This is a genomic window from Cohaesibacter celericrescens, assembly GCF_002866925.1.
GTDB lineage: Bacteria > Pseudomonadota > Alphaproteobacteria > Rhizobiales > Cohaesibacteraceae > Cohaesibacter > Cohaesibacter celericrescens.
In genome coordinates, this window is record NZ_PKUQ01000015.1 from 1 (window position 1) to 26,948 (window position 26,948).

At 51.2% G+C, this 26,948-nt stretch carries 21 protein-coding genes and 1 tRNA gene; 20 read left to right on the forward strand and 2 right to left on the reverse strand.

Annotated features, from left to right (window positions below):
* Positions 1-742 precede the first annotated feature (742 nt).
* The 19 genes from C0081_RS07660 (at position 743) to C0081_RS07750 (ending at position 23,521) form a co-directional block, all read left to right on the forward strand.
* Entirely contained in the window at positions 743-1,951 is a 1,209-nt protein-coding gene (locus C0081_RS07660) for an acetate/propionate family kinase (protein WP_245417880.1), read from the forward strand.
* 608 nt (positions 1,952-2,559) lie between these two features.
* Positions 2,560-3,564, forward strand: coding sequence for a UDP-glucose 4-epimerase GalE (galE, locus tag C0081_RS07670; RefSeq protein WP_101533240.1), 1,005 nt, complete (start codon positions 2,560-2,562; stop codon positions 3,562-3,564).
* A gap of 262 nt (positions 3,565-3,826) precedes the next feature.
* Positions 3,827-4,750, forward strand: a complete 924-nt coding sequence (gene cysD / locus C0081_RS07675; RefSeq protein WP_425349454.1) for a sulfate adenylyltransferase subunit CysD — start codon at positions 3,827-3,829, stop codon at positions 4,748-4,750.
* Positions 4,750-6,678 carry a sulfate adenylyltransferase subunit CysN gene (cysN, locus tag C0081_RS07680; protein WP_101533241.1) on the forward strand — a complete coding sequence of 643 codons (1,929 nt, stop codon included), beginning with the start codon at positions 4,750-4,752 and terminating at the stop codon, positions 6,676-6,678. The genes cysD and cysN overlap by 1 nt, the downstream gene beginning before the upstream one ends.
* A gap of 377 nt (positions 6,679-7,055) precedes the next feature.
* Positions 7,056-8,177, forward strand: a complete 1,122-nt coding sequence (gene gmd / locus C0081_RS07685; RefSeq protein WP_101533242.1) for a GDP-mannose 4,6-dehydratase — start codon at positions 7,056-7,058, stop codon at positions 8,175-8,177.
* Positions 8,178-8,290: 113 nt separating this feature from the next.
* Entirely contained in the window at positions 8,291-8,425 is a 135-nt protein-coding gene (locus C0081_RS23670) for a hypothetical protein (RefSeq protein WP_280952861.1), read from the forward strand.
* A gap of 48 nt (positions 8,426-8,473) precedes the next feature.
* A complete protein-coding gene (locus tag C0081_RS07690; protein ID WP_101533243.1) occupies positions 8,474-9,895 on the forward strand; it encodes a mannose-1-phosphate guanylyltransferase/mannose-6-phosphate isomerase in 1,422 nt (473 codons plus the stop codon).
* Between the two features lie 54 nt (positions 9,896-9,949).
* Complete coding sequence (locus C0081_RS07695) at positions 9,950-10,963, forward strand: NAD-dependent epimerase/dehydratase family protein (protein WP_101533281.1); 1,014 nt, start codon at positions 9,950-9,952, stop codon at positions 10,961-10,963.
* Between the two features lie 225 nt (positions 10,964-11,188).
* Entirely contained in the window at positions 11,189-12,511 is a 1,323-nt protein-coding gene (locus tag C0081_RS07700; RefSeq protein ID WP_342587668.1) for a malonyl-CoA decarboxylase, read from the forward strand.
* 299 nt (positions 12,512-12,810) lie between these two features.
* The gene (locus C0081_RS07705; RefSeq protein ID WP_101533244.1) at positions 12,811-14,487 is read left to right on the forward strand and encodes a methyl-accepting chemotaxis protein; all 1,677 of its coding nucleotides are present in this window, start codon (positions 12,811-12,813) and stop codon (positions 14,485-14,487) included.
* A gap of 149 nt (positions 14,488-14,636) precedes the next feature.
* Positions 14,637-15,842, forward strand: a complete 1,206-nt coding sequence (locus C0081_RS07710; RefSeq protein WP_101533245.1) for a class I SAM-dependent methyltransferase — start codon at positions 14,637-14,639, stop codon at positions 15,840-15,842.
* A complete protein-coding gene (locus tag C0081_RS07715) occupies positions 15,835-16,680 on the forward strand; it encodes a TrmH family RNA methyltransferase (RefSeq protein WP_101533246.1) in 846 nt (281 codons plus the stop codon). The genes C0081_RS07710 and C0081_RS07715 overlap by 8 nt, the downstream gene beginning before the upstream one ends.
* 65 nt (positions 16,681-16,745) lie before the next feature.
* Positions 16,746-17,387, forward strand: a complete 642-nt coding sequence (locus C0081_RS07720) for a DsbA family oxidoreductase (RefSeq protein WP_101533247.1) — start codon at positions 16,746-16,748, stop codon at positions 17,385-17,387.
* A 172-nt stretch (positions 17,388-17,559) separates the two neighbouring features.
* Entirely contained in the window at positions 17,560-18,384 is an 825-nt protein-coding gene (locus C0081_RS07725; RefSeq protein WP_101533248.1) for an undecaprenyl-diphosphate phosphatase, read from the forward strand.
* A 316-nt stretch (positions 18,385-18,700) separates the two neighbouring features.
* Positions 18,701-19,393, forward strand: coding sequence for a glutathione S-transferase family protein (locus tag C0081_RS07730; RefSeq protein WP_101533249.1), 693 nt, complete (start codon positions 18,701-18,703; stop codon positions 19,391-19,393).
* 8 nt (positions 19,394-19,401) lie between these two features.
* Positions 19,402-20,571: a tRNA epoxyqueuosine(34) reductase QueG gene (gene queG, locus C0081_RS07735; RefSeq protein ID WP_101533283.1), complete on the forward strand. Its 1,170-nt coding sequence runs from the start codon at positions 19,402-19,404 to the stop codon at positions 20,569-20,571.
* Entirely contained in the window at positions 20,568-21,440 is an 873-nt protein-coding gene (locus tag C0081_RS07740; RefSeq protein ID WP_101533250.1) for an SDR family oxidoreductase, read from the forward strand. The genes queG and C0081_RS07740 overlap by 4 nt, the downstream gene beginning before the upstream one ends.
* A 190-nt stretch (positions 21,441-21,630) precedes the next feature.
* Positions 21,631-21,707: transfer RNA gene (locus tag C0081_RS07745), tRNA-Arg, on the forward strand.
* Positions 21,708-21,907: 200 nt separating this feature from the next.
* A complete protein-coding gene (locus C0081_RS07750; protein ID WP_210200436.1) occupies positions 21,908-23,521 on the forward strand; it encodes an L-cysteine desulfidase family protein in 1,614 nt (537 codons plus the stop codon).
* Here C0081_RS07750 and C0081_RS23385 read toward each other — a convergent pair.
* Complete coding sequence (locus tag C0081_RS23385) at positions 23,502-23,834, reverse strand: hypothetical protein (protein ID WP_210200437.1); 333 nt, start codon at positions 23,832-23,834, stop codon at positions 23,502-23,504. The genes C0081_RS07750 and C0081_RS23385 overlap by 20 nt on opposite strands.
* Positions 23,835-23,896: 62 nt before the next feature.
* The gene (locus C0081_RS07760; RefSeq protein WP_101533252.1) at positions 23,897-25,078 is read right to left on the reverse strand and encodes an MFS transporter; all 1,182 of its coding nucleotides are present in this window, start codon (positions 25,076-25,078) and stop codon (positions 23,897-23,899) included.
* Positions 25,079-25,162: 84 nt separating this feature from the next.
* Here C0081_RS07760 and C0081_RS07765 point away from each other — a divergent pair, with 84 nt between their 5' ends.
* Positions 25,163-26,059 carry a LysR family transcriptional regulator gene (locus C0081_RS07765; RefSeq protein WP_101533284.1) on the forward strand — a complete coding sequence of 299 codons (897 nt, stop codon included), beginning with the start codon at positions 25,163-25,165 and terminating at the stop codon, positions 26,057-26,059.
* Positions 26,060-26,948: the final 889 nt, after the last annotated feature.

Below are 26,948 nucleotides of genomic sequence, written 5' to 3' on the forward strand. Positions count from 1 at the left end.
CAAAAATAGAATCAGAAAAAATAGAAAACAAATCCGGGCTGAATCCTTCGTGGGTCAATTATTGGTCAGATACGAAACATAAGATGTGTTTTTAGACCGTGTTTTCTGGTGCGTGCTCCTCATATCCTCCTTATTATTGGTAGAAAATGAGCGATAACCTATGTTTCGCAATTTTTAATACGCATGTCAAAAGTGTTGTTTCTAACCCAAATAAATTTACTAAATTAGCCAATCTGTCCAGCTTACATGAGTTATGTCAAAGATATAGCGATCTATTTGGGTGATTTCTTAAGCCGAATAAGTTTGGAGAATGATATTTTGGGGAGCTGCAATGCATAATTGGAATAGATGTCAATCTGGACAAAAATTCCAAGCAAGTGTTATACGAAAGTCGAGTAAGTGAGTAAGCGACTGGTGAATTGGTTGAAATGACTTTTCACATACGACGTCGTCTATTTTACTTGATGCCCAATTAATCGGTCCTAATTTCTAAATTCGGTATTATATGGCTCGTTTGTATCTACGGCATCCTACTGTCTTGAATTGTATTTTGGCATGTTCCGACTTCCTCCCTATACCAATTTGAGTGATCAACTCATATTGGAAGCATCTCTACGGCGAAGGCCTGCTTTTGTGACCCAAACATCAAACAGCTATCGCCTGTTCACCGTCACTTGTTTTTTGATGGTTCTAGACGCAGAGCGGCTAAAATTTGAAATATGTAACGTTTGAAAGAATAGATATGACACAAAGTGAAATGACAAAAGGGGCACTACTTGTTCTAAATAGTGGGTCTTCAAGTGTTAAATTTACCATTTTTCAGGTGGGATCAAAGGCACAGGATCAGGTTTCTCCTCTCTTTGCGGGGCAATTGACAGGCATTGGTACAGATGCAAACCTCAAGGCCAAAACGTCTGAGGGTAAGTTGATTACTAATGAATCATGGGCTGATAAGGACAGAGGGTCCGTTCCCGCGATCCTTCCTCACTTGCTTGAGTGGATTGAAACAAACCTGCCAGCAGATTTGCCTTTAAAAGCTGCGGGGCATCGTGTGGTGCATGGTGGTGAAACCTACGATAAGCCCGTTTTGGTGCAAGGAGATGTTTTCAAAAAGCTTGCCGACTTGAGTCCATTGGCACCGTTGCATCAACCACAAAATTTGGCGGCGATTGAAGCGTTGGCGAACAGTCGACCAGAGTTGCCGCAAGTTGCATGTTTTGATACAGCTTTCCATCAGACACAGCCACCATTGTCGACAACCTATGCTATCCCCAAACGTTATACTGATGAGGGTGTGCGTCGTTATGGTTTCCATGGTCTGTCTTATGAATATATTGCGCATAACTTACGTGAGAATAAACCAGACTTAGCCAAGGGCCGTGTTGTGGTTGCTCATTTGGGTAATGGCGCCAGCCTTACCGCGCTGGATAATGGAGTCAGCGTTGAAACATCGATGGGATTTTCTGCATTGGATGGTGTGCCCATGGGGACGCGTCCGGGCAGCTTGGATGCGGGCATCTTAATCCATCTTATGCGCACCTATGATATGGATGCTGATGATTTGGAAAAACTGCTATACCATCAGTGTGGTCTTCTTGGGGTCTCAAACATCTCCAATGACATGCGAGAGCTGGAAGAAAATAGTGATCCAAATGCACAGCTGGCAGTAGACCTGTTCAGCATCAAAGTTGCCAAGCAAATTGCATCGCTCGCTATCACTCTTGGTGGAATTGATGGATTGATCTTCACTGCAGGTATTGGCGAACACGGTCCTATTATTCGCAAAAAGATATGTGATTATTTGGCTTGGATTGGATTTGAATTGGATGTCGCAGCAAACGACGCCAACGAAGAATTGATCTCCACGGAGAGTTCAATTCCAGTCTACATCATACCAACGGATGAAGAACTTATGATCGCGCGACACACAGTCAATGTGTTATCTGCTTAGATGGATTTTCCCCTAGATCTTGCCCGATTAAAGGGAGCAGGATCTAGGGGAAGCACAAAAGGCATACTCTGTAGCGAACAACAAGACATAGTCAGAAGGTGGCCTATCACATCACTCATCTGAACATTCTGGTTGTCGGTGCGGAGTGCTGCTGCACCAAAGCTTTTGCAGCTATCGGTGATCTTGTCCCAGTATCTGATAGGCGTTTTTGAGTGCAAAAAGCAAAATGTCGCGACAAACAAAAGCGGATCTAGAAGCCGATAAGTGAAAACGATAAGCATTCTTGCGCGCTATTTCTCAAATACGCAGAAAATATTTGCTTAGGCTTTGGGGAAAACCTCTCCAAAAAGTATCTGTTGCTCAACATGCCGCGAAAATTGCTTTTAAATTTTAGCTCATTGTTGGAACCTGACTGTACCAAAAGTGGCATAAGTTCGAATCTGCCTCTTATTTGCGCGCGCATCGTTGGTTAGGGGTTGAACTCTCGCCAATAGTGCCGCAAAAACTGAACGACATTGTCGGCCGACAATGCCTTTACGCAGGCAACAATCCTATTCTGAAACACGCATTGGTTAATTGGGATTGTTCAAGTGAAGTCGGAGCAAAAAATGAGCATTCTGGTAACAGGTGGCTGTGGTTATATCGGTAGCCACATGACGTGGAACTTGCATGATGCAGGGAAAGACGTCGTGATCATCGACAATCTGTCAACGGGTTTTTCCTGGTTGGTACCTGACTCTGTACCGGTGATTGAAGGGGATATTGGCGACAGTGATTTGGTTGCACGCGTCATGAAGGAACATAATGTCGAAGCCGTGATTCATTTCGCTGGCTCCATTGTGGTGCCGGACTCAGTAACCGATCCCCTCGGCTATTATTATAACAATACAGTCAAATCCCGCTCGCTGATTGAAAATGCCGTCAACGCAAAGGTCAAAGCTTTTATTTTCTCTTCGACTGCCGCGGTTTACGGCAATCCGGACGAAGCCGATGAACCATTGAAGGAAGACTTGGCACTTGAGCCCATTTCTCCCTATGGCACATCCAAACTGATGACCGAATGGATGCTGCGTGACAGTGCTGTTGCCTATGACTTCACTTATGCTGCGCTCCGTTACTTCAATGTGGCCGGTGCCGACCCCGAAGGACGCACGGGGCAATCCACTCCTACCGCAACCCACCTTATTAAAGTGGCCAATCAGGTGGCGTTGGGGCAGCGGGATTCTCTTGCCATCTTTGGCGATGATTACCCAACTGCCGATGGCACTTGTATCAGGGATTATATCCATGTAAGTGATCTGGTTGCCGCTCACGCTTTGGCGCTGGAAAGCTTGTTGAACGGGCATGAGTCATTTGTCGCCAACTGTGGTTATGGCAAAGGCTATTCCGTGTTGGAAGTTGTGGAAGCGGTGCGCCGTGTTTCAAATGTTGATTTTGCTGCAAAAGTCACAGACCGCCGCGATGGTGATCCTGCTGCGTTGGTTGCAGACTCAACGCGGCTGCGTGGCATCACCGGCTGGGCACCTCAACATGACGACCTAGATTTGATTGTCAAAACCGCTCTTGATTGGGAAAAGCGGTTGATTGAAAAAGGACACAATCGGGCCTTATAGGCCAAGGGTTGGATGTCACTAAGCACGAACAGGCAGCACAAGGAAGCTTGTTCGCAAAATTTGAGCAACCTTAGGACGAGATTTTGCTTCGACCGGTACAGTTCATCTGTTCGGACGTTAACGCTACAGCTTTGTCTGTCGCTGGGGCGGGATATTTCTTACAGATGCGTCTGGGAGAGTGTATCTCGATTTGGATTTCCTTATCTTGGCCAAGACCATTGTCTTTTAGGAATTGGCAGACTGTTGGACCCATGAGATGAGTATGAGAAAAAACACGATGCACCAGAAAACCACATCCCATCTCAAACGTCTTGAGCATGAGAGTCTCCATATCATTCGTGAGGTTGCGGCCGAGTTCAAGAACCCTGTGATGCTCTATTCGATCGGTAAAGACAGTGCCGTGATGTTGCATTTGGCACGCAAGGCCTTCTTTCCCTCGCGCTTGCCTTTCCCGTTGTTGCATGTGGATACGACGTGGAAATTCCGTGAGATGATTGCGTTCCGCGATCGCATCGCCAAGGAATATGATCTTGATCTGATTGTGCATACCAATGAAGAAGGCCGTGCAAACAATGTCAATCCGTTTGATCATGGCTCGTCGCTTTATACGCAAGTGATGAAGACCGATGCCTTGAAGCAAGCCCTGACGGACCATAAATTTGATGCCGCTTTTGGCGGCGCACGGCGCGATGAAGAAAAGTCGCGCGCCAAAGAGCGGATTTTTTCCTTCCGGTCTGAAAACCACAGTTGGGACCCAAAGAACCAGCGCCCCGAGCTTTGGAATATCTTTAACACGCGTATCAAGCCCGGCGAGAGCATTCGTGTCTTCCCGCTGTCCAACTGGACCGAACAAGACATCTGGCAATATATCATGCTGGAAAACATTCCCATCGTGCCGTTGTATTTGGCCAAAGAGCGCCCTGTGGTCAAGCGCGATGGTGCGTGGATTATGGTCGATGACGAGCGCCTGCCGTTGTCTGAGGGCGAGGTGGTGCAGAATAAGCTCATCCGCTTCCGCACTCTGGGCTGTTATCCGCTGACCGGTGCAGTGGAAAGCCCAGCTGCCAACCTTGAAGAGATTTTTGAAGAAATGCTTGTTGCCCGCACCTCGGAGCGGGAAGGGCGGATGATCGACCATGACGATGCTGCGTCGATGGAGAAGAAGAAGCGCGAGGGATATTTCTGATGACGATTGTAACCGAGCCCAAGCAGGTTTCTTCCGCCGTTGCCACCAAGGGCGACAGTTTTGGCCACGAGCAAAGCCGTGATCTCTTGCGTTTTCTGACCTGTGGCAGTGTGGACGATGGCAAATCGACCCTGATTGGCCGTCTGCTGTATGACAGCAAGACCATTTTTGAAGACCAGATGACAGCGCTTGAAGCAGTCAGTAAAAAGCACGGTACAGTCGGCGATGAGGTCGATCTGGCTTTGTTGCTCGACGGGCTTCAGGCCGAGCAGGAGCAGGGCATCACCATCGATGTTGCTTACCGCTTTTTTGCCTCGGAGAAACGCAAATTCATTGTCGCCGACACCCCCGGCCATGAGCAATATACCCGCAACATGGCGACCGGCGCCTCCAACTGTGATCTGGCCGTCATTCTGGTCGATGCCCGCAAAGGCATTCTTACCCAGACCCGCCGCCACAGCTTTATAAACTCATTGATCGGCGTACGCCATGTGGTGCTTGCCATCAATAAAATGGATCTGATGGACTTCGACCAAGAGGTCTTTGACACAATCGTCGCTGACTATAAGGATTTTGCCCAAAGTTTTGAATTTGAGACCATCGCAGCTGTGCCGTTGTCTGCCCGTTTTGGCGACAATGTGGTGACCAGAAGCGACAACACCCCTTGGTATGATGGCCCCACCCTGCTTGGCTATCTGGAAGAAATCGATGTCGAAAGCGCCGATCTGGCGCTGCCATTTCGCTTTCCCGTCCAGTGGGTGAATCGTCCCAATCTCAACTTTCGAGGGTTTTCCGGCACTGTGGCCTCTGGCTTGGCCCGCGTTGGCGATGAGCTCGTGGTTGCCAAATCCGGCAAAACCAGCCGTATCAAATCGATTGTCACCATGGATGGGGATCAGGAGGATACCGAAGCAGGCGAGGCCGTCACCATCACGCTTGAGGATGAGATCGATATTTCTCGAGGCGATCTGCTGGCCCCAAGCGCCCACCGCCCACTGGTGACCGACCAGATCTCGGCCCATTTGATCTGGATGGATAGCACGCATTTGCTGTTGGGGCGTCCTTATATCATTAAAATGGGGAGTCAACAGGTTCAAACCACGGTCACCAGCCTCAAGCACAAGTTAGACGTCAATGATGCGTCGCATCTGACAGCAGGCAAGACGTTGGAGCTGAATGAAATCGGCTTCTGCAATATGGCCTTTGCCGAACCTTTGGCGATGGATACCTATGAAGAGAACCAGAAAACCGGTTCCTTCATTTTGATTGATCGCTTCACCAACCAGACCGTTGCTGCGGGTTTGGTTTGGTTTGGTTTGCGCCGGGCAGAAAACATCCATTGGCAGGCGGTGGACGTTGACAAGGGTGCCCGGGCCGAGCAAAAGCATCAGAAACCCAAAGTGCTTTGGTTCACCGGTCTTTCCGGCTCGGGTAAATCCACCATCGCCAATCTGGTTGAAAAGAAGCTGCATGGTGATGGCCGTCACACCTATTTGCTCGATGGCGACAATGTTCGCCATGGTCTCAACAAGGATTTGGGTTTCACCGATGTGGATCGTGTGGAGAATATCCGCCGCATTGGTGAGGTCTCACGATTGATGGTGGATGCTGGTTTGATCGTACTCACCGCGTTCATCTCGCCTTACGCCTCCGAACGCCGTTTGGCACGGGAAATGTTGGAAGAGGGCGAGTTTATCGAAGTCTTCGTTGATACCCCGCTTGAGATCTGCGAGCAGCGCGACGTCAAAGGGCTTTATGCCAAAGCGCGGCAGGGCAAGATCAAAAACTTCACCGGCATCGACGCCCCCTATGAAGCACCCCTCAACCCCGAAATCCACGTCAATACATCAACTATGACAGCTCAAGACGCCGCCGAGAGAATTGTCGATCTTTTGAGCAGAGATGACGTTTATGATTGGTCTATCTAGCAAAGGCATCCGCACTGTCGCCAAATTGGCCAGGGTCTAAATGAACACTCCCTCAATGGGGGCCCGAACGCTTCCATAAAAGGCCGCCTTGAATGGCGGCCTTTTTATTGGGGACTGGTCTTGAAACGAGCCAGAAAGGTCCCGCCGGAGCTTTGCCGGGGACTGCATTGTTTACAATGCCAAAGGAGGGACTTGCAAAAGCTGTTACATAAGGTCAAACATGAACGATAATTGTTTGCAGGTCGGCCATCGGGCAGATTGCAAACTGAAAGCACAGGATAGTGTAACCCTTGTGCGCGACACCAGAATTGGTGATTCATTCCAGCGTTCATAAAGAGCGCTGATTTGGCTAACCCGATCAATCAAAGAGATGATACATGACGAAAGTTGCCCTGATTACAGGTATTACCGGCCAGGACGGATCCTATTTGGCCGAGTTGCTCCTTGAGCAGGGATATGAAGTTCATGGCATCAAGCGGCGTGCATCCAGCTTCAATACCCAGCGGATTGATCATATTTATCAGGATCCGCATACACCCAATCCGAAACTCAAATTATATTACGGCGACTTGACCGATAGTTCTAACCTGACACGCATATTGCAAGAGGTTCAACCCGACGAGGTCTATAACCTCGGCGCGCAGTCGCATGTTGCTGTCAGTTTTGCGTCGCCGGAATATACTGCGGATGTTGACGCGATGGGGACTTTGCGCTTGCTGGAAGCGATCCGTTTTCTGGGGATGGAAAAGAAAACCCGCTTTTATCAGGCTTCGACATCCGAGTTATATGGTCTGGTACAAGAGACACCCCAGACCGAAACGACCCCCTTTCATCCCCGCTCTCCCTATGCGGTTGCCAAACTCTATGCTTATTGGATAACGGTCAATTATCGTGAAGCCTACGGGATGTATGCCTGCAATGGTATTCTGTTTAATCATGAGAGCCCACGTCGCGGGGAAACCTTTGTGACACGCAAGATAACCCGTGGTCTGGCCAATATTGCGCAAGGGTTGGAAAGCTGCCTACATATGGGCAACATCGACGCACTGCGCGATTGGGGCCACGCCAAAGACTATGTCCGTATGCAGTGGATGATGCTGCAACAGGATACGCCAGACGACTTCGTCATCGCGACAGGCAAGCAATATTCGGTGCGTGAGTTCATCGGCTGGTCAGCCAAAGAGCTAGGCGTCACGCTGCGCTTTGAAGGCGAGGGGCTGGACGAGGTTGGTATTGTCGAGGCAGTTGAAGGCGATGATGCGCCCGCGTTGACCGTGGGAGATGTGATTTTGCGTATTGATCCGCGTTATTTCCGCCCCGCTGAAGTGGAGACCTTGCTCGGTGACCCAACCAAGGCCAAGGAAAAGCTTGGTTGGGTGCCACAGATCACAGCACAGCAAATGTGTTCTGAAATGGTCGTGGAAGATCTCAAAGAAGCCAAACGCCATGCCCTTCTCAAACAGCATGGATTGGATTTGCCAGTCAGCCTTGAGAATTAGCGGGTAGAATAAACCATTGCCATCCTGCGCAAGACTATGGATATCAACCGCTTTGGAACCATAGTTCGCAAAGTGTTGAACGCATTGGACAAAGATATCAAGGCGACTTATGAATGGTTGGTATTAAGGCTTGGACATGGTGCGACTTGACCCTTTTGGCGCAACCTCAAGCTTGGAACTATAGGCAAGCCGGGCGCGCCTTCGGCTTTGATTTTGGTGCCGGATTTGATAGTGCGTTGGGGGCCTGATTGGCAGCCCCATCCGGTGGAGCGAATAAGCGAAGAAAGTTAAACGGCATGATTACCCCTGTTTTGTTGTGTGGCGGTTCTGGAACCCGGCTTTGGCCTTTGTCTCGCAAAAGCTACCCAAAGCAATTTGTGCCCCTGGTTGGTGATGAAACCTTGTTTCAGGCGTCGGCCAAGCGATTGACTGGTCCCGATTACGCTCCTCCGATTATTGTTACCAATTCTGATTTTCGCTTCATTGTGACGGAACAGCTTATCGATGAAGGGATCGACCCCGGCGCAATTCTAATTGAGCCAACTGCCCGAAATACGGCACCGGCTGTGCTTGCCGCAGCGCTTTGGCAAGCACAAACAGATCCGAATGCCCTGATGTTGGTTGCACCTTCAGATCATGTGGTACCTGATGCGCACGCTTTCCGCGCCGCTGTCGAGGTTGGCTGTCAGGCAGCAAGAGATGGCAAGCTGGTAACCTTTGGCATCAAGCCGACTCATGCCGAAACTGGTTATGGCTATTTGGAATTGACCGAGGATATTGGCGCCGCCGAAACTCGCGTCATTGGTCTTGAGCGCTTTGTCGAGAAACCTAATAGTGAAGATGCCGAAACGATGGTTTCATCCGGACGGTTTCTCTGGAATGCCGGTATCTTCCTGTTTTCAGTCAAAACTATCATAGAGGCGTTTCGTGCCCATGCGCCAAACCTGATTGCACCGGTCGAAGCCTCGGTTAAACAAGCCCGTGCTGATCTGGGATTTCTGCGCCTCGATCCGGAAAGTTGGGCCAAAGCGCAAGATATCTCCATTGATTATGCGGTGATGGAACGCGCTGACAATTTGGCCGTTGTGCCATTTTCCGCTGGCTGGTCCGATTTGGGCGGCTGGGATGCGGTCTGGCGTGAAAGCGCCCGTGACGAACTGGGCGTTGCCACTTCGGGGCGCGCGACATCCATTGAATGCACCAATTCTTTGCTGCGCTCCGAAGATGATAGTCTGGAAGTGGTCGGGATTGGCCTCAAGAATATCATCACGGTTGCGATGCCGGACGCCGTACTTGTCGCTGATGTAAGTCGTGCGCAGGATGTGCGCAAAGCGGTTGAAGCCCTGAAAGCCAAAAAGGCGCATCAGGCAGAGTCCTTCCCTCTTGATCATCGCCCATGGGGATGGTTTGAAAGCCTTGTGATTGGCCAGCGTTTTCAGGTCAAGCGTATCGTTGTGCATCCCGGAGCAGCCTTGTCGCTGCAATCTCATCACCATCGCTCCGAACACTGGATCGTGGTGGAAGGCACCGCCAAGGTCACTGTCGACGAAGATGTCCGTTTGATCACCGAAAACCAATCGGTCTATATCCCGCTGGGTGCTGTCCACCGTATGGAAAACCCCGGAAAAGTGCCGATGGTCCTGATAGAAGTTCAAACCGGTTCTTATCTGGGTGAAGATGACATCATTCGATATGAAGATGTCTATGCCAGAGACTGAAATACAATCGGCCTATTCCCCCTTATATGCTTATAGATGACAGAAAAAAATAATATGAAACGCGTCTTTATAACCGGAACGGCCGGCTTCATTGGCTTCCACTTGGCCGAATTGCTTTTGCAAGAAGGCCTTGTGGTGCATGGTTACGATGGTATGACCGACTATTATGATGTGGAGTTAAAGCGACAGCGCCATGCAATACTCAAGCAGCATCAGAATTTTTCCTCAACCGAAGCAAGACTGGAAGAAGAAGAGACATTGGCAGAAGTGGTGAAACGTTTTTCACCTGATATTATTGTGCATTTGGCAGCCCAAGCCGGTGTCCGCTATAGCATTGATAACCCGCGTTCCTATTTGCAAGCCAACATTGTCGGCAGCTTCAACGTGATGGAGTGCGCACAAAAGCAAGGTGTTGAGCATTTGTTGATGGCGTCCACCTCATCTGTGTATGGGGCCAACGAAGAAATGCCCTACAAGGAAACAGACAAGGCCGATACGCAAATGTCCTTCTATGCGGCGAGCAAGAAGGCCACGGAAGCGATGGCCCATTCCTTTGCGCATATTCATGACCTGCCGGTTACCATGTTTCGCTTTTTTACCGTCTATGGCCCTTGGGGGAGGCCAGATATGGCTCTGTTCAAATTTACCGATGCCATTTTGGATGGGCGGCCGATCGATATCTATAATCACGGCAAAATGTGGCGCGATTTTACCTATGTTATCGATCTGGTCAGAGGGATTCGTTTGTTGATGGATGTAGTGCCTGCGCTGCCTGCTGGTCGGGGCTCCATAATTGAAGGCGATTCACTGTCTCCGGTTGCACCCTTTCGGATCGTCAATATCGGCAATTCCAACAAGGTCCGCCTACTCGATTTTATCGAAGCGATTGAACAGTCATTGGGCAAAAAGGCGATCCGCAATTTGATGGATATGCAGCAGGGGGATGTTCCCGCCACTTGGGCCGATTCCAGCCTGCTTCATGCGATGACGGGCTATCGCCCAAAAACGGGCATAAACGAGGGTATCGAAGCATTTGTGCGTTGGTTTCGGGATTATTACGACAAATAGCTCTGCACAACTGCCGGCAAATAAGTGATTTTGCGACCTCCTTCTAACTATGAGCCATGCAAAGAGAGCACTTGTTCCAGACCGGCAAATCGCCTTATTCTAGCGCTGTACTATGCCAGTCCCAAGGCAACGATTCCCAGGACCGCTGGCGCGAAAATTGGCTGAACGGGCCAATGTCGACCTATTGGGTTCGTGTCAGAGATCCGCAAGTATCAAGGTAGCTATATGATGGCGGATAAAAGCTTTCTTAGCGATATACTCAAGCGCATCGCGCGCGCTGGACCATTTTTGTCCTCAAAGAGTCCAATTTCTTCTAGCGATTTGATTCCGCTCTGCAAAGAGCTGATCAGTGACAAAGGGGAAGCGTCTGGGCTCAAAACGGCACTTAAAATTCTGGATGTTTATGAAGCAGCCACGCCAGAGGAACAGCGTCTTTTCTTTCTTGATGTCGTTGAGCAATTTGGTGTCGATCACCAAGTTCTGCAGGATGCGATTGATAATTGGCAATCTGGCGACAATGCTTCCGCGCGCGATGTTTATTTTGCTGCCGAACCCAAAAGCCAAGAGCTTATTCGTCGCCTGAACCGGGTGCCCGGTGCCACTGCACGGCTGGTGAATATGCGCGCCAATTTGCTGGGCTACTTAAAAGAAAATCCCGAACTGAAAGGCCTCGACGTCGACTTCCGGCACTTGTTCTTTGCATGGTTCAACCGAGGATTTTTGGAAATCGCCCAGATCAATTGGTCAACGCCTGCTTCTATTCTGGAAAAAATCATTACCTATGAAGCCGTTCATGAAATCGACGGTTGGGATGATTTGCGCCAGAGGGTGGCCGAAGCAGACCGCCGCTTGTTCGCCTTTTTCCACCCTGCCATGCCCAAGGATCCATTGATTTTTGTGGAAGTTGCTTTGACCCGTGAGATACCGGGTGCAATTGCGGGGATTCTCGAACATGAGCGCGAAACGATTGATCCCAATCAAGCGACAGCTGCTGTTTTCTATTCCATTTCCAACTGTCAACGCGGGTTGCGCGGCATTTCCTTTGGCAACTTCCTTATCAAACAGGTTGTCACTGAGTTGCAGCGAGAGCTCCCGTCGCTCAATACTTTTGTAACGCTCTCGCCGGTACCAGGATTGCGTCGATGGATTGATCTGGCGTTAATCAGTGAAGATCCATTGCTACGGCCTGAAGAGCGGACCTTGTTGGCAGCATTGGAAGATGATGCCATGCCACCAGCCGATCTCACGGCGCGTTTGGCTGCTCGCTATTTGCTGAATGCCCGCAGCAAGAAGGGCACGGCGTTTGATCCGGTCGCCAATTTCCATCTTGGCAATGGCGCAATATTGCATAAGGTGCATGCTGCAGCAGACTTGTCAGAGCGTGGCAAGAAAATCAGTTGGGGCGTGATGGTCAACTATCTCTACAATGAAGCCAAAATTGAAGAGCACCATCAGGCCTATGCAACGGACAGCTCGGTTGCTTCCTCGTCGGAAGTAAAATCCCTTGCCAATGCAAAAACCAAAGCTTCTGCTGTCGCGCCAGCCTGATTTGACGCGATAGTTGACGGTGGCATTAGATGAGCGATGAATAGGGCGGATTTTCCGCCCTTTCTGTTTGTGAATTTCTTATTCTGCGTTTGACAGCAGAGGCCTGTTTGCCACTAATCTTTAGTATTAAACAGTTATGTTATATGGGGAATTGTACATAATATCGAATATTAACCAAGTCTCCACCAAATTTACATAGTCTTTCCAGAGAAGCTGTTTTGTTCGTTTTGTGTCAGATCACAAGACTTTGCATGAGTACAAAATAGACAGCAATAAACAATATGTGAACTGGAAAAACTATGCATCTGACTATTGCAAAACGTCTTTATCTACTTGTGGGTGTATTCTTTCTTGGGCTCGCGATTTTGGCCTTTTCTATGAATGTTCAGTCAGCAAATGACTTGACCGAACAAAAGGCAATGGAGCTGCAAAGTCTTGTCGATTCTGCAGTGAATATTGCCAAGGCTAACCATGAAGCCGCTGAAGCCGGTGCAATGAGCGAAGAAGATGCCAAACTGGCGACCGTCAATGCCATTCGTGCCATGCGTTATCGCGGAAGTGAGTATTTCTGGATCAATGATATGAACAATGTCATGGTCATGCATGCGGCCAAGCCATCAATGGATGGCAAAAATTTCTCGACCCTGAAAGATACCAATGGTGTCGCAATCTTTCCTGCCTTTCTTGAAGTGGTCAAAGCCGATGGTGCCGGGTTCGTTGAGTATACGTGGCCCAAAGCCGGTTCAGAAAAACCCATAGACAAACTCTCCTATGTCAAAGGCTTTGCTCCTTGGGGGTGGATCGTCGGCACGGGTGTCTACATAGATGATCTTCAGGCCGTTCTATGGAGCAACACACAAATGCTGTTGATCGGGGTCGCGATCATCCTTTCAATTTGTCTGGCTTTCGCTTGGTTCACATTGCGGTCGATTCTGACGCCAATGGGGTCCCTCAAACGCGCGATGATCCGATTGGCTGCCAATGAACCTATCAAAACTGTGCCAGCCGAAGGGCGCCAAGATGAACTGGGTGAGATGGCAAAAGCGGTGGCCACATTCAAGGAAATGAATGATGAGCGCAAACGATTGTCAGAACAGCAAAATACGGATCAGGCTACGCAGGTCAAAAAGCAGGCACAGGTTGATCAGTTGATTGAAGCGTTCCGGTCGGATGCTGCGACTGAGCTAAAAGTGGTGTCCGAACAAATGGCCCGTTTGCAGTCCACCGCGGGCAGTTTGACATCGCTATCGCAGTCCACCGCGGATCGTTCGTCACAGGCTCAAAATGCAGCCTCTCAGGCCTCGTCCAACGTTCAGACCGTTGCAGCCGCCAGTGAAGAATTTGCTGCATCAATTTCCGAGATTGGACGTCAGGTCGATCAAGCCACCAATGCAGTCAATACCGCGATGGTCACCACGGGAGCGGCGAATGAACGTGTTGGCAGTCTTGCCAACGCTGCTCAACAAATCGGCGAAGTGGTAAGCCTTATTCGTGATATTGCCGAACAGACCAATCTCTTGGCTCTCAATGCCACCATCGAGGCGGCTCGGGCCGGTGAGATGGGCAAGGGGTTCGCCGTTGTTGCCTCTGAAGTGAAAGAACTAGCCACCCAGACCTCCAAAGCCACAGAGCAGATTTCCAATCAGATCACCACGATCCAGAATGAAACGCAGGAAGCGGTTCATGCGATCGAGGAAATTGGTACGACGATTGAGCAGGTCAACAATTATACTGCCTCCATCTCTGAAGCGGTGCAGCAACAAAATCTTGCCACGTCCGAGATCGCCAGTTCCATTCAGGAAGCAGCTGTCGGCACATCGGCTGTTAGTCAGGATATCGAAGTTGTCTCCGGTGCGGTGACACAAACCAACAAAGCCGTTGACGAGGTCAACGCGGTGTCAACAGACGTGACGCAATGCGCATCAGGTCTCTCAGACACCGTGGATCGCTTCCTCACAAAGGTTGCTGCGGCCTAAGAGATCGGCTTTCCGGCAATAGATTAAGACTGAAGGGCGGGCCTCCCGCCCTTTTTATTTGCGCCACAATCGTTCAGAAGCTATAGAAGGCACCCAAGCTTTATACGAGGCATTGCCTCATTCTAACCGACGATGGCCAAAGGACGATTATGGCGAACAGGCGCGGCAACAAGCCATCCAACACCCCTTCTAGACGGTCTGACAACAAGAGCAGTCGAGATAAGACCCGACAGCATTCCGCCAATAAGACAGGCGAAACGAAGGGACGTGGTGCTCTATCTTCGCAAAAGCCTGCCTTCAGACCGGGCCGCGTTGTCAAACATAATAAAGAGCAGACGCAAGCCAAGGCGCAGGATCGCGTGTCCGAACGCCCTCAGCATGAGGAGCGTGCGCCCTTTATTCTACCGCCACGACCACAAGGACCCGTACCGCGCCGTGCGCCTTTTGAGCTAATGGTCACCCAGCCATGGGATCACTATGCCTTACTGGATATGGGGCATGGTCAAAAGCTGGAGCGCTATGGTGCTTACAGCATTGTGCGGCCCGAACCGCAAGCCATGGGCAGTCCTCGCCTTGATAAAAGCGTTTGGGATGCTGCCGATGCCGTGTTTTCCGGTGATCTGGAAGAAGAAGGCCCGGGCCGCTGGCGCTACCTTCAGCCGCTGGGAGAAACATGGCAAACCCATTGGGATGACATTCGTTTCTATGGTCGCTTCACTGCCTTTCGTCATGTCGGGTTTTTCCCCGAACAGGCCGCCCATTGGCAATGGATGGACAAACAGTTGCGCTCGGCCTATTTGGGGCGCCCACCCAAGGTGCTCAATCTGTTTGGCTATTCCGGTGTTGCCTCTCTGGTCGCCGCCCGCGCAGGGGCTGAAGTCACCCATGTGGACGCCTCCAAAAAGGCCGTCGCCTATGGTAAGGAAAACCAGATGCTGGCCGGCTTGGACGACAAGCCCATCCGCTGGATTGTTGATGACGCTATGAAATTTGTTCAGCGCGAAATCCGTCGCGGTAACGTCTATGACGGCATTTTGCTTGATCCGCCCAAATTTGGCCGCGGTCCCAAGGGCGAGGTTTGGCAGTTGTTTGAAATGCTGCCCGAAATGCTCGATGCCTGCCGCCAGATTCTATCAGATAAAGCGTTATTCTACACTCTGACCGCCTATGCCATGCGCGCTTCTTACGCAGCTTTTGATGAATTGATGATTGAAGTGATGACCGGGCAGGGCGGTATTGTGGAATCGGGTGAGTTGATGATCGCCGAGGAAGGCGGTGCGCGGAACCTCAATACCTCGCTCTATACCCGTTGGCGGCCCCTTAATAAAGACGAACAGGAGACTGGTGATGAGTGAGAGCCGTGCACAAAAAAATGGCCTGATTAAAGAAATCACCGCTGTTTCCAATCAACATATCAAGGATATCCGCGCGCTGGAGCGCCGCAAGGTGCGCAACCAAACGGGCCTGTTTATGGCCGAGGGGTTGCAGCTGGTGGCCTTCGCGCTAGACGCTGGATGGGAAGCCGAAACGCTGGTCTATGCCAAAAACATCAAGACCCATGAATTGGTGGAGAAAGTGGCTTCCAAGGTCTATGCCAAAGGCGGGCTCATACTGGAGGTCTCCGAACAGGTGCTGTCCAAGCTGACCCACAGGGACAATCCACAGCATGTGATTGGCGTCTTTCGCCAGCGTTATGGCACATTATCTGATCTGGCCACTGATATCGCGACTGCTGGCGGAGACATGGTGGTCGCCATGGAAGGTGTCAAAGACCCCGGCAATTTGGGCACTACGATCCGTACAGCTGATGCGGTGGGTGCCAGCGCTTTGGTGTTGATTGGCGAAACCACAGATCCTTTCAGTCTGGAAGCGGTGCGCGCCACGATGGGCTCGGTTTTTCACATCCCGCTTTATCGCGCCACAAGCGAAGAATTTTTGACCTGGCGATCAAGCTGGCCAGGCGAGATGGTGGGTACACACCTCAAGGGCGCGGTCGACTATCGCAAGGTCAAACCCAGAGATCCTGTGTTGGTTCTGATGGGCAATGAAAAATCCGGTCTCAATGACGCATTTGCCAACGCGTGTGATCACTTGGTCAAAATCCCCATGGACGGCCGTGCCGAAAGTCTCAATCTGGCCGTTTCCACCGGAATCACACTTTTTCGTTTGCGTGAAGGCAAGTTGGGTCTGTAAAATCCCTTAGTGCGCCTCTTCAAAGGGTGACTTTACAAATACCTCCGACTCAAAAGGGGCCACTTATGAGCCAGCCACTTCGCATTGATATCATTTCTGACGTTGTTTGCCCGTGGTGCGCCATCGGCTACAATCAGCTGCGCACAGCGCTTGAGGAAATGAAGTTGGAAGCCGATATCCATTGGCATCCATATCAGCTCAATCCGGAAATTCCGCCACAGGGCAAAAATCTGGCTGTCCATTTGGCCGGAAAATATGGCATCACGCCTGAACAAAGCATCGCCAATCGCGGGCGCATCACCCAGCTTGGTGCCGATGTCGGTTTCACTTTCAATTTCACGTCGGAGACCTGCACCTATAACACCCTGCATGCGCATCAGTTGATTCATTGGGCGAACGAGTTTGGCAAAGAGCACGCAATGAAACTGGCGCTGCTCGAAAGCTATTTCACCGACGGCAAAAATGTCAGCGATCTTGATATTCTGGTCGAGGCTGCGATTTCGGTGGGGCTTGATGGCGACGTGGCACGGCACATTTTGGAATCGAACAAATATGAAGCGCTTGTGCGCGAGCATATGAATTTCTGGAGAGACCAAGGCATCACCGGCGTTCCCGCTGTTGTGATCAATTCCAAATTTCTGGTCAATGGTGCCGCAGGCGTCGAACAATTCAAACAAGCCATCAATGGCGCGGTTGTTGATGGGTGAAGGCTGAGCGAGCCTTCCTACCTGATGAGAAGAGAGAGAATACTTCGTCATATTCCCCTCGCATCCTATTTCGCGCTTTCCTCTGCGGGCGGAGTTTGTTTATAAAGCCTGTCTATAAGCAAATATTGAAGATACGATCCACTTCCTGCCAGTCAGAGAGAAAGGCTAGCGCATGCCTATCGAGCAAATTATTGTTATTGCGATCATCCAAGGCATTACCGAGTTTCTTCCCATTTCCTCTTCAGGCCATCTGGCCATTATATCGGATATAACCGGTTGGGCCGATCAGGGCCTTGCCATGGACGTTATGGTGCATGTCGGCTCACTGTTTGCCATCATCACGTATTTCTGGCGCGATGTGCTCGGCCTTGTACAGGGCGTGTTTGCATTGCTACGTGGTCGCCTAACCGATCATGGGCGCCTTGCCATCTATATCGTTCTGGCCACCATCCCCGCCGTTATTTTTGGTCTGTTCTTGAAAAAGATGGGCTACATCGACGCGCTACGGGCGGATGATGTTTTAAAACTGCAAGTGATTGGCTGGACCGCCATTGTTTATGGCACATTGCTTTATATCGCGGATCGCATCAGTCCAAATCTGAAGTCGATGGAAGACATGAAATTGCCGCCGGCGCTAATCATCGGCTTGGCCCAAATGCTGGCACTGATTCCCGGCACCAGCCGTTCGGGCATTACAATGACTGCGGCGCGCTTTCTCGGTTTTTCACGGCCTGAAGCAGCGCGGTTTTCTTTCTTGCTTGGCATGCCAGCCATTGCCGGAGCTGGTCTGTTGACTGTGAAAGAGGCCATCGACACAGGCACAACCATTTCTTCCGATATTTGGCTGGCAGCAGGCATCTCGTTTCTTGCGTCCTTTGCAGCCATTGCTTTTTTGATGGCGCTCGTAAAGCGAATGAGCTTCCTGCCGTTTGCCATTTACCGCTTTGCACTAGGACTGTTTTTGCTGTCAATCGCCTACGGATTTGTAACCCTGTAATGGGCGCTCGTGGAGATTGCCTGAATTGATTTGGTAGTGGGAAAGCCGTAAGCGATTTCACTGTAAGCATCAGACTTATGGAACAAGGTGGTGATAATGTTGTCACCTTGTTCAATTCTACTCTGGAAGATCGGCGCAACTGCCTTTATGGTCGCCTTCCGCCTGATCAGGAAAATTGGGCCAAGACGCAATATTGGTATGCTCTTAAAGTATGTCCATTAAATTGCTGATAATCATATTGTTATTGAATAGACTGGTGCTGAGGGTTTGTCAGCTACCGGTTCAATAAGCGCGGGTTGAAAGAGGCTACACAAGCATGTTGCTGCTCTATCACAATTTGATGTCAGTTCCGTCCCGTTTTGTGCGGCTTGTTTTGGCTGAGTGCAAAGCCGGTGCAGAGCTGACCGAAATCCTGCCTTGGGATCGAAAAGAAGACTTTCTTCTGGTCAATCCGGCTGGATCTGTCCCTGTTTTGCGCGAGAATGATGGCCCGCCCGTCTGCAGTGCCAGTGTGATCGCGGAATATCTTGACGAAACGCGTGGCTATTCGCTGGGCACTCGACGTCTACTGCCTGATCATCCCAATGGACGCGCCGAAGTGCGCCGCCTTATGCAATGGTTCTTGGAAAAAGCGGTTGATGAGAGTGGCCAATTCTTTATTGAAGAAAAAATCTACAAGCGCATGCGCCGCCCTGGCGAAGGGGGGGGACCACCTGATTCGACTACCTTGCGTGCCGCCCGCGGCAACCTGAAAATCCATCTCAAATATATTGCCTATCTGGCCGAACGACGCAATTGGTTGGCAGGGGAGCAATTTTCTTATGCCGATCTCGCTGCTGGGGCTTTTCTGTCGACAATCGACTATTTGGGCGAAGTGCCTTGGGACAAAGAGCCGGTCGTCAAGGACTGGTATCAGCGCATCAAATCCCGTCCTGCCTTCCGTCCCATCTTGGCCGATAGCATCAAGGGCATTCCAGCCGCGAACCATTATATGGATTTGGACTTTTAGTGCCTGATATGGCCGCGATCAAACCTGACCCACAAGCAAAGCTGAGGCGCTTTTTAGAACAGGAAGCGGAAAAACTGGGTTTTGCCGAAATTCGCATTTGCAAAGCCGGTGATGCGCAAAGCCGCGAAGAGATGCTGCGCGTCTTTGTCGCCAAGGGCTATCATGGCTCCATGCAGTGGATGGAAGAGACGCTCAAGCGCCGCGCCCACCCTAACAATCTCTGGGACGATGTGCGCTCGGTCATTATGCTGGGGTTTAACTATGGTCCCGATGAAGATCCCCGCCCGCTGCTGCAGCAAAGCGACAAAGCCAACATCTCGGTTTATGCCCGCCATCGCGATTATCATGACCTGATCAAAGGCCGATTGAAGCAGCTGTCGGCCAAGCTGCTCAGCCGTGTCCGCGATAGCCACCCGAATGGCGAAATCAAGGTCTTTGTCGATACTGCCCCCGTGATGGAAAAACCTCTGGCCGAGCTGGCCGGGCTGGGCTGGCAGGGCAAACACACCAATCTGGTCAGTCGTGAATATGGCTCATGGTTGTTTTTAGGGGCGATCTTTACCAATCTGGACCTTTCCCCCGACGCACCCGAGATTGATCATTGTGGCTCCTGTAGGGCGTGTCTGGACGCATGCCCGACCGATGCTTTCCCCGCGCCCTACCGAATCGATGCCAGTCGCTGCATTTCTTATCTCACGATCGAGCATAAAGACCCCATACCGCACGTTTTTCGGCCGGCTATGGGCAACCGCATCTATGGCTGTGATGATTGTCTGGCTGCCTGCCCGTGGAATAAATTTGCCCAGCAAGCGAGCGAAGCCAAGCTCAAGGCGCGTGACGATCTTTTGGCGCCGCCCCTCAGCGCGTTATTGCAGTTGGATGATGCTGCCTTCCGTCTCCATTTTTCCGGCTCCCCCATTAAACGCATCGGACGCAATCGTTTTTTACGCAATGTGTTGATCGCTGTAGGAAATTCTGGCGATGCAGCTTTGATAGTGCCCGCGCAGGCTCATTTGCACGATGATGATCCTGTGGTGCGCGGTGCGGCCATCTGGGCACTGTCGCAGTTGTTGCCTGTTCCCGAATTTCAAACCCTCGCCGCAACGCTCAGCCCCAGTGAGCAAGACCTTACCGTGCAGGATGAATGGCTCCGTGCCACCCAAGGAGACAAAGCATGAAATTGTTCATTTTTGGCTATGGATACAGCGCTCAAGCCATCGCTCGCGAGCTGATGCCTCATTGTGAGTGGATTGCGGGGACATCGCGATCCGAGGGTAAACTGGCGCAAATTGAAGCGCAGGGTCTGCGGGCCTATCAATTCGACGGCCTGCACCCAAACCCCGATTGCGCAGAGGCGATTCGCGGGGCAACACACATTCTGATCTCCATTGCCCCAGATGCTGATGGAGATCCTGCCATGCGCTGCCACGGCGAGGACATTAAACAATCCAAAGCCCTTGAATGGCTGGGGTATCTGTCCACCGTTGGCGTTTATGGCAATCATGACGGGGCGTGGGTCAATGAAGAGACCGAGTGCAAGCCTATGTCCAGACGCTCTGTGCAGCGGGTGGCAGCTGAGCAAAGCTGGCAGAAATTTGCGCACCACAGGAATACGCCGCTTGGTATATATCGTCTTGCTGGCATTTATGGTCCGGGCCGCAACCAGATGATTAAGTTGGACGCCGGTACTTGCCGTTCTATCAACAAACCGGGGCAGGTCTTCAACCGCATTCATGTTGATGATATTGCACTGGCGGTCTCCATGGCTGCCATGCAAGCCCATGCGGGTATTCTCAATGTCTGCGACGATGAGCCTGCGCCCCCTCAGCAGGTGATTGCCTACTGCGCCGATTTGATGGGCCTGAAGCCCCCGATAGAGACGTCGTTCGAACAAGCTGTTATGTCGCCCATGGGCCGGTCTTTCTATGGAGAAAACAAGCGTTGCTCCAATGAAAAACTTCATGGCCTAATCGGTGGCACGATGCGATATCCCACTTACCGTGATGCTTTTACCCATATGTGGAGCAAGGATATTTGGCGCGGCTAGGGCCCGATTGTTTGCCTCAGTGCACCATGACAGCAGCTCCATAAACAGATCTCGCTTGGCTGGCCTGTACACAGGCAAATTCAGCCCTGTTAAAAAAGTGACTTAAAAGCAAAAATGCCCTTGCCTTACAGGCAAATAGGCATTAGACAACAGCCTCATTGCCGCGCTGTAAAGCGCACGGCATCAGGTTGCGCTGGTAGCTCAGTTGGATAGAGCACCAGACTACGAATCTGGGGGTCGGGGGTTCGAATCCTCCCCAGCGCACCACTTTCTCTTTTAAAATCAATACTCTTTTTCTTGGTCATCGTCATGGTATTCTGTGGCTCGGCGCGATTTTCTGGACAGGTGGGCGAAATCTTCTGGACAATTCATTTAATTGATAGCCCGCTTTTTGCGGGTGTTTTTGTATCTGTTTAACGCTTGCTTATTGGGGACATTTTTATCCCCCATAAAGATGCATTGTGAGAATGAAAAAGCAGCTGTTCCCTGCGCAATCAACGAACTCAAACTATGCGGACGAAGTTGCCGTTTGCCGCATCGCGGGGAATTTAATCACGCCTGAGAGGTGGTCCCAAAAGGAGAAGTTTTTGGACAATTTCTTCATTTATCAAATGGCACAGTTTTTGTGCGGCATAAAAGACAGTGATCATGGTCCTGGTGAGCCAAGTCAAATTTGTCTGACAGAGCGTCTGTTAGACTTCCAATCAAGAGTTTCAAGTTCCCAGTTGCATTGCCGTTCTGGGCTTCCCACTTTGAGAAAAAATTGTCGATCAATCGGAGTATGTCACGTGTCTAAGAATTGGCAGCAATATATCGACATTGTCAGGTCGATGGTTAAACCAGCCTTAGGGTGTACTGAACCGATAGCGGCTGCCTACGCTTCCTCTGTTCTAGCAAACATGCTAGAGGGTCTGGGTGAGCTCGATTGCTTGGAGCTGGAGATTTCTGACAATCTTTACAAAAACTCCATGGGCGTTTTCGTACCAGGTACCGGCAAGATTGGTGTTCCTATTGCTGCTGCTTGCGGTTTTATCGGCGGCGATAGCGAAGCTGAATTAAACGTTCTTGCCCAACTCACACCAGATCATGTTGCCAAAGCGCAATCATTGATTGATGAAAACAAGGTTTCGGTAAAACGCGCAACTGCAGACCAGCCCATTTACTGCAAGGCAAAAGCAATTGTTGGTCAAAATCAAGCTACTGTTATCATAAGCGGAAATCACAGCCAGATTGTTCACAAAGAACTTAACGGAGACGTGCTTATTAGCTTGAACACAGAGGATGCATCAAAACCAGGTGCATCCAGTCTTGTCAACGACGCGAACCTCTCCGTCCAAAAAATTTATGAGTTTGCTGAGAATGTACCATATGAAGAAATCGAATTCATTCTGGAAGCCCGAAACTTGAATATTGCGCTTTCTGATGAGGGTATGACAAACAAATACGGGTTGCAGGTCGGGCGCTCAATGCAGGCAAACATTGAAAGTGGTTTGTACGGCAACTCCTTGAGCGACAAGATCGTGATGTTAACGTCTGCAGCCTCAGACGCGCGGATGGGGGGCGCAACCCTGCCCGCTATGAGCAACTATGGCAGTGGAAATCAGGGCATTGCGGCAACCATACCGGTTTGCATTACGGCCGATCACGTAAGTGCAAGTGATGAACAGCTTGCACGTGCGCTCATTCTGTCACATCTCGGAGCGATTTATATTAAGTCTTACTATCCCTCTCTTTCCGCATTTTGTGGAAACACCGCAACGAGTGCCGCAGCCGCTATGGCAATAGTTTACTTGATGGGAGGTTCTAAGGAACAAAGCTATCACGCCATTATGAATGTGCTAAGCGACACGTCGGGAATGGTGTGTGACGGAGCAAAAGCGACCTGTGCCATGAAGGTTGGCAGTTCTTCTTCAGCAGCAGTCAAAGCTGTGATGGTAGCCATGAAAGGCAATGCTCCGCAGAGGCAAGGCATTATCGGAGTTGATGTTGAAGACGCGATCAAGAACGTGGGCCAGATGGTATCTTGCGGCATGTCCTCAACAAATGATGTCATTATAGATATCATGTCAGATGGACGTTAGGCTGTATCAAACCGACCGGTGCAGACATGTGTAGACGGCCCCGGTTTTGCAAGAGTTTATTTGAACTAACAACGACCCTACAGTGCCGCGATGAAGGAATTAGGCAACGCTCTCGCAGAGTGGAGGGTTCTTTGTGCGACGTAACATTCGAAGATGCTGGCCCACTTTGGTCAATTTCAAGTTTGTCTGGCACACCAAATGGGCGCCCCGCGATACGGGCACGGCGTTGCCCTGCATCAGACCAGTCGCAGTCCAACGGCAATACAATGCCAAAGGTCATGCGGTCTTTGTAAATCAGTTTTAGGGCAGACATGATACGCACCTCCAGTTCATTGGTTTGCCTCGCCGCACCAAGATGCGGCGAGGCAAGCGAGGTTATTCGGCAGCGACGGCTTGGGGCATTGTCGCGTTCAGCCGACCTGACAGGCGCGCTAGAACGATCCCGACAACCACCACTCCGGCAGCGATGTAAGGCGCAGCGGCAAGGCCTATGCCTTCCACCACGAGCCCCCCGGCCCATGCCCCCCCGGCAATGCCAAGGTTGAACGCACCGATGTTCAGGCCGGATGCCACATCAACCGCACCCGGTGATACTTCGCGTGCGATTTGCACGACGTAAGACTGCAGCGGCGGCACGTTGGCGAAGGCAAAGCCGCCCCAGAAGGCCGCAACAGCGATGGCTGCAATCGGGCTGGTGAGGAGCGCGCCGAGTGCGACCAGTGATATGGCAAGGCCAGCAAAGATTACGGTCAAGGACGCCACGGCACCGATACGGTCGGCCAGCTGACCGCCCGCGATGTTCCCCACGGCGACAGATGCACCGTAGAGCAATAGCACCAGACTAACCGCGCTTGCAGACAGACCTGTGACTTCGTTCAGCATCGGCGCAAGGAAGGTAAAGGCGATGAAGTTGCCGCCATAGCCGACAGCCGTGATCAGATAGACTAGCAGAAGGCGCGGCGAAGTCAGCACCTGTAATTGGGCTTTGACCCCCGCTGATGCGGTCTTGGTCAGATTGGCGGGCACCAAGATGGCAGAAGCGATGAAACCGATCACGCCAAGCGCGACAACACCAAGAAAAGTTGACTGCCAGCCGAAGTTTTGGCCGATGAACGTCCCCAAGGGAACACCGGTTACCAGAGCGACTGTTAGACCAAGGAACACCAGCGCAATGGCAGAACTTTCCTTTTCGGGTTCGACCAGGTCAGTTGCAATGGTCGACGCGATTGCAAAGAACACACCGTGTGCGAGGCCGGTAATGAAACGCGCCACGACAAGGCTGCCATAATCTGGCGCAAAGGCAGCATAGGCATTGCCAAGCGTGAACAGCGCCAGCAGGAGCAGCAGCAATGTCTTGCGAGGCACGCGGTCGGCCATGGCCGTAAGCACCGGCGCTCCGATGGTCACGCCAAGGGCGTAAAGACTGACCAAAAGGCCAGCAGAAGGAATTGAAACGCCAAGATTGGCGGCGATGGTCGGAAGCAAGCCGACGATAACGAACTCGGTCGTTCCGACGGCGAAAGCGCTGATGGTCAGCGCCCAAAGGGCAAGTGGCATCGGTTTTCTCCAATAAGTTTGATGTTGACGCCATATATGCCAGTCGCTATCTATTGCAAGAACAGGCAAGTTTGGAATGGATCATTGCAAAAACTGCACGAATTACTGCGCATGGGAGACTTGGCCGCCTTTGTCGGGATCGTCGATGATGGGGGCTTTGCTGAATCCGCACGGCGCAGGGGGGTGTCTGCCTCTACGCTCAGCCGGTCTGTCACACGGCTGGAAGAGCAGTTGAAGGTCACATTGCTGCGCCGCACCACGCGATCCATCGAGATCACCCCCGAAGGCGCCGCCGTTGTGGCAGAAGCGCGCGAAATTCTGGACCGCAGCGAAGCCCTGCAAGAGATCGCAACAAGCGGACAGGCCCCCGCCGGACCGCTGCGTGTAAACGCACCGGTTCCTTACGTCCTGCATGTTCTCGCCCCGCGCCTGGCTGAGTTTCACGCGCAATACCCCGGCATCCAGTTGTCTATCGACATGACAGACACGCTGGTGGATCTGATCGGCAGTCACGCGGATGTTGCCATTCGGCTGGGCCTGCTGCCTGATAGCAACATGTTGCACCGCCCCTTGGGGCGTACGGCTTGGAAATTGGTGGCTACGCCGGAATATCTCGATCGCAATGGCTGGCCAAAAACGCCAGCTGACCTCGCACAGCTGGAGCAAGTTCGGTTCGCGGTGCCAGATCATATCAACACCCTGCGCTTTTCCGGTCTGTCCACCCCCGTGACGGTGCCCCCCGCCCTGACCGCGGGCAATGGAGAGGCCGTGCGCCAGATGGTATTAGGCGGTCTGGGCATCGCGCGGTTTTCCGATTTCATGATCGCAGACGACATCCAAGCCGGGCGTTTGATTGAGCTGTTTCCCGGCCAACTCGACGCCGCCCCTTTGAATATCTCAGCGGTCTACCTAACCCGCATCTCGGGCCTTCGGCGACTGGGGGTCTTTCTTGATTGGGTGAGGAACATTAGTGGAGACTGAGTTATGCGAGCGCCCTTTCAGCATGCAAAAAATCTCTTGCAAACAGCAGCCTAATGCAGTGCAACAACCGACACCGTTTTTAGCCCGCATAGTTTGGAAAGAACGGCCCAGAGCCGCCGTTCGGTAACGATCATCTGCAGCATTGCAGCTTTCGCATTCCTGCCATTCGTGCAAGCCGCAGCATTTTCCCACTGCAGATGGCAAGTGAGCGGACAGAGTTGTCATTGTCGATTTTTAGCTGATGGCTGCTTTTGAGCATTGTTTCTATTTATTTCTTCATAGAACTCAGCATCCATGTTCTGAATAGGATTTCGCCCATCTCTTGGCAAATATCTTGAAAATGAAATTACCAAGCTTGAGAAACAGATGAACAAAGAGAAAATACTGATCATAGTAGTGACGGAATGAGCGTAGAACGCAAAACTTCCGCGTTGATACTCTACATACAAATCAAAGCAGTAACAAAGAAATAGAACCACCGCTGAACCGACAAAATACAAAGCTTTTTTCAATCGATTTCCGATCTTGGTATTGGGGAGCAGTTAAATCCAATTAGGTATAAATAGCAGCACATTTCCTCAGTTACGCCAAGAGTCTATTGCAATTAAAAACCCATGATAAAGCTCGTTTTTTCTCATTTGACGCTGAAAGCTGCCGTTGATGCATCCTGCAGCAACTATCACAATGGGCTCATTGCGGCCTAGTGCAACGCGATACAGATGTGGCCGACTGTGGGTGCCGCCACATGAATTTACGGCCCTGAGCTGCCGTTGGCCTGCGGTCATCTGCTGCATTGGAGTTTTCTGGAAGCTGTCGTTCGTGCACTATGCAGCATTTGGGTGCAAGGGGCTGCATCTCAGCGGACAAAGCGGGCTTTAGTAAAACTCGT

Bases quoted from the DNA above. Each gene is read 5' to 3' on its own strand.
- C0081_RS07660 (WP_245417880.1), top strand. From the start codon at position 743: ATGACACAAAGTGAAATGACAAAAGGGGCACTACTTGTTCTAAATAGT.
- galE (WP_101533240.1), top strand. From the start codon at position 2,560: ATGAGCATTCTGGTAACAGGTGGCTGTGGTTATATCGGTAGCCACATG.
- cysD (WP_425349454.1), top strand. From the start codon at position 3,827: ATGAGAAAAAACACGATGCACCAGAAAACCACATCCCATCTCAAACGT.
- cysN (WP_101533241.1), top strand. From the start codon at position 4,750: ATGACGATTGTAACCGAGCCCAAGCAGGTTTCTTCCGCCGTTGCCACC.
- gmd (WP_101533242.1), top strand. From the start codon at position 7,056: ATGACGAAAGTTGCCCTGATTACAGGTATTACCGGCCAGGACGGATCC.
- C0081_RS23670 (WP_280952861.1), top strand. From the start codon at position 8,291: ATGGTTGGTATTAAGGCTTGGACATGGTGCGACTTGACCCTTTTGGCG.
- C0081_RS07690 (WP_101533243.1), top strand. From the start codon at position 8,474: ATGATTACCCCTGTTTTGTTGTGTGGCGGTTCTGGAACCCGGCTTTGG.
- C0081_RS07695 (WP_101533281.1), top strand. From the start codon at position 9,950: ATGAAACGCGTCTTTATAACCGGAACGGCCGGCTTCATTGGCTTCCAC.
- C0081_RS07700 (WP_342587668.1), top strand. From the start codon at position 11,189: ATGATGGCGGATAAAAGCTTTCTTAGCGATATACTCAAGCGCATCGCG.
- C0081_RS07705 (WP_101533244.1), top strand. From the start codon at position 12,811: ATGCATCTGACTATTGCAAAACGTCTTTATCTACTTGTGGGTGTATTC.
- C0081_RS07710 (WP_101533245.1), top strand. From the start codon at position 14,637: ATGGCGAACAGGCGCGGCAACAAGCCATCCAACACCCCTTCTAGACGG.
- C0081_RS07715 (WP_101533246.1), top strand. From the start codon at position 15,835: ATGAGTGAGAGCCGTGCACAAAAAAATGGCCTGATTAAAGAAATCACC.
- C0081_RS07720 (WP_101533247.1), top strand. From the start codon at position 16,746: ATGAGCCAGCCACTTCGCATTGATATCATTTCTGACGTTGTTTGCCCG.
- C0081_RS07725 (WP_101533248.1), top strand. From the start codon at position 17,560: ATGCCTATCGAGCAAATTATTGTTATTGCGATCATCCAAGGCATTACC.
- C0081_RS07730 (WP_101533249.1), top strand. From the start codon at position 18,701: ATGTTGCTGCTCTATCACAATTTGATGTCAGTTCCGTCCCGTTTTGTG.
- queG (WP_101533283.1), top strand. From the start codon at position 19,402: ATGGCCGCGATCAAACCTGACCCACAAGCAAAGCTGAGGCGCTTTTTA.
- C0081_RS07740 (WP_101533250.1), top strand. From the start codon at position 20,568: ATGAAATTGTTCATTTTTGGCTATGGATACAGCGCTCAAGCCATCGCT.
- C0081_RS07750 (WP_210200436.1), top strand. From the start codon at position 21,908: ATGAAAAAGCAGCTGTTCCCTGCGCAATCAACGAACTCAAACTATGCG.
- C0081_RS23385 (WP_210200437.1), bottom strand. From the start codon at position 23,834: ATGTCTGCCCTAAAACTGATTTACAAAGACCGCATGACCTTTGGCATT.
- C0081_RS07760 (WP_101533252.1), bottom strand. From the start codon at position 25,078: ATGCCACTTGCCCTTTGGGCGCTGACCATCAGCGCTTTCGCCGTCGGA.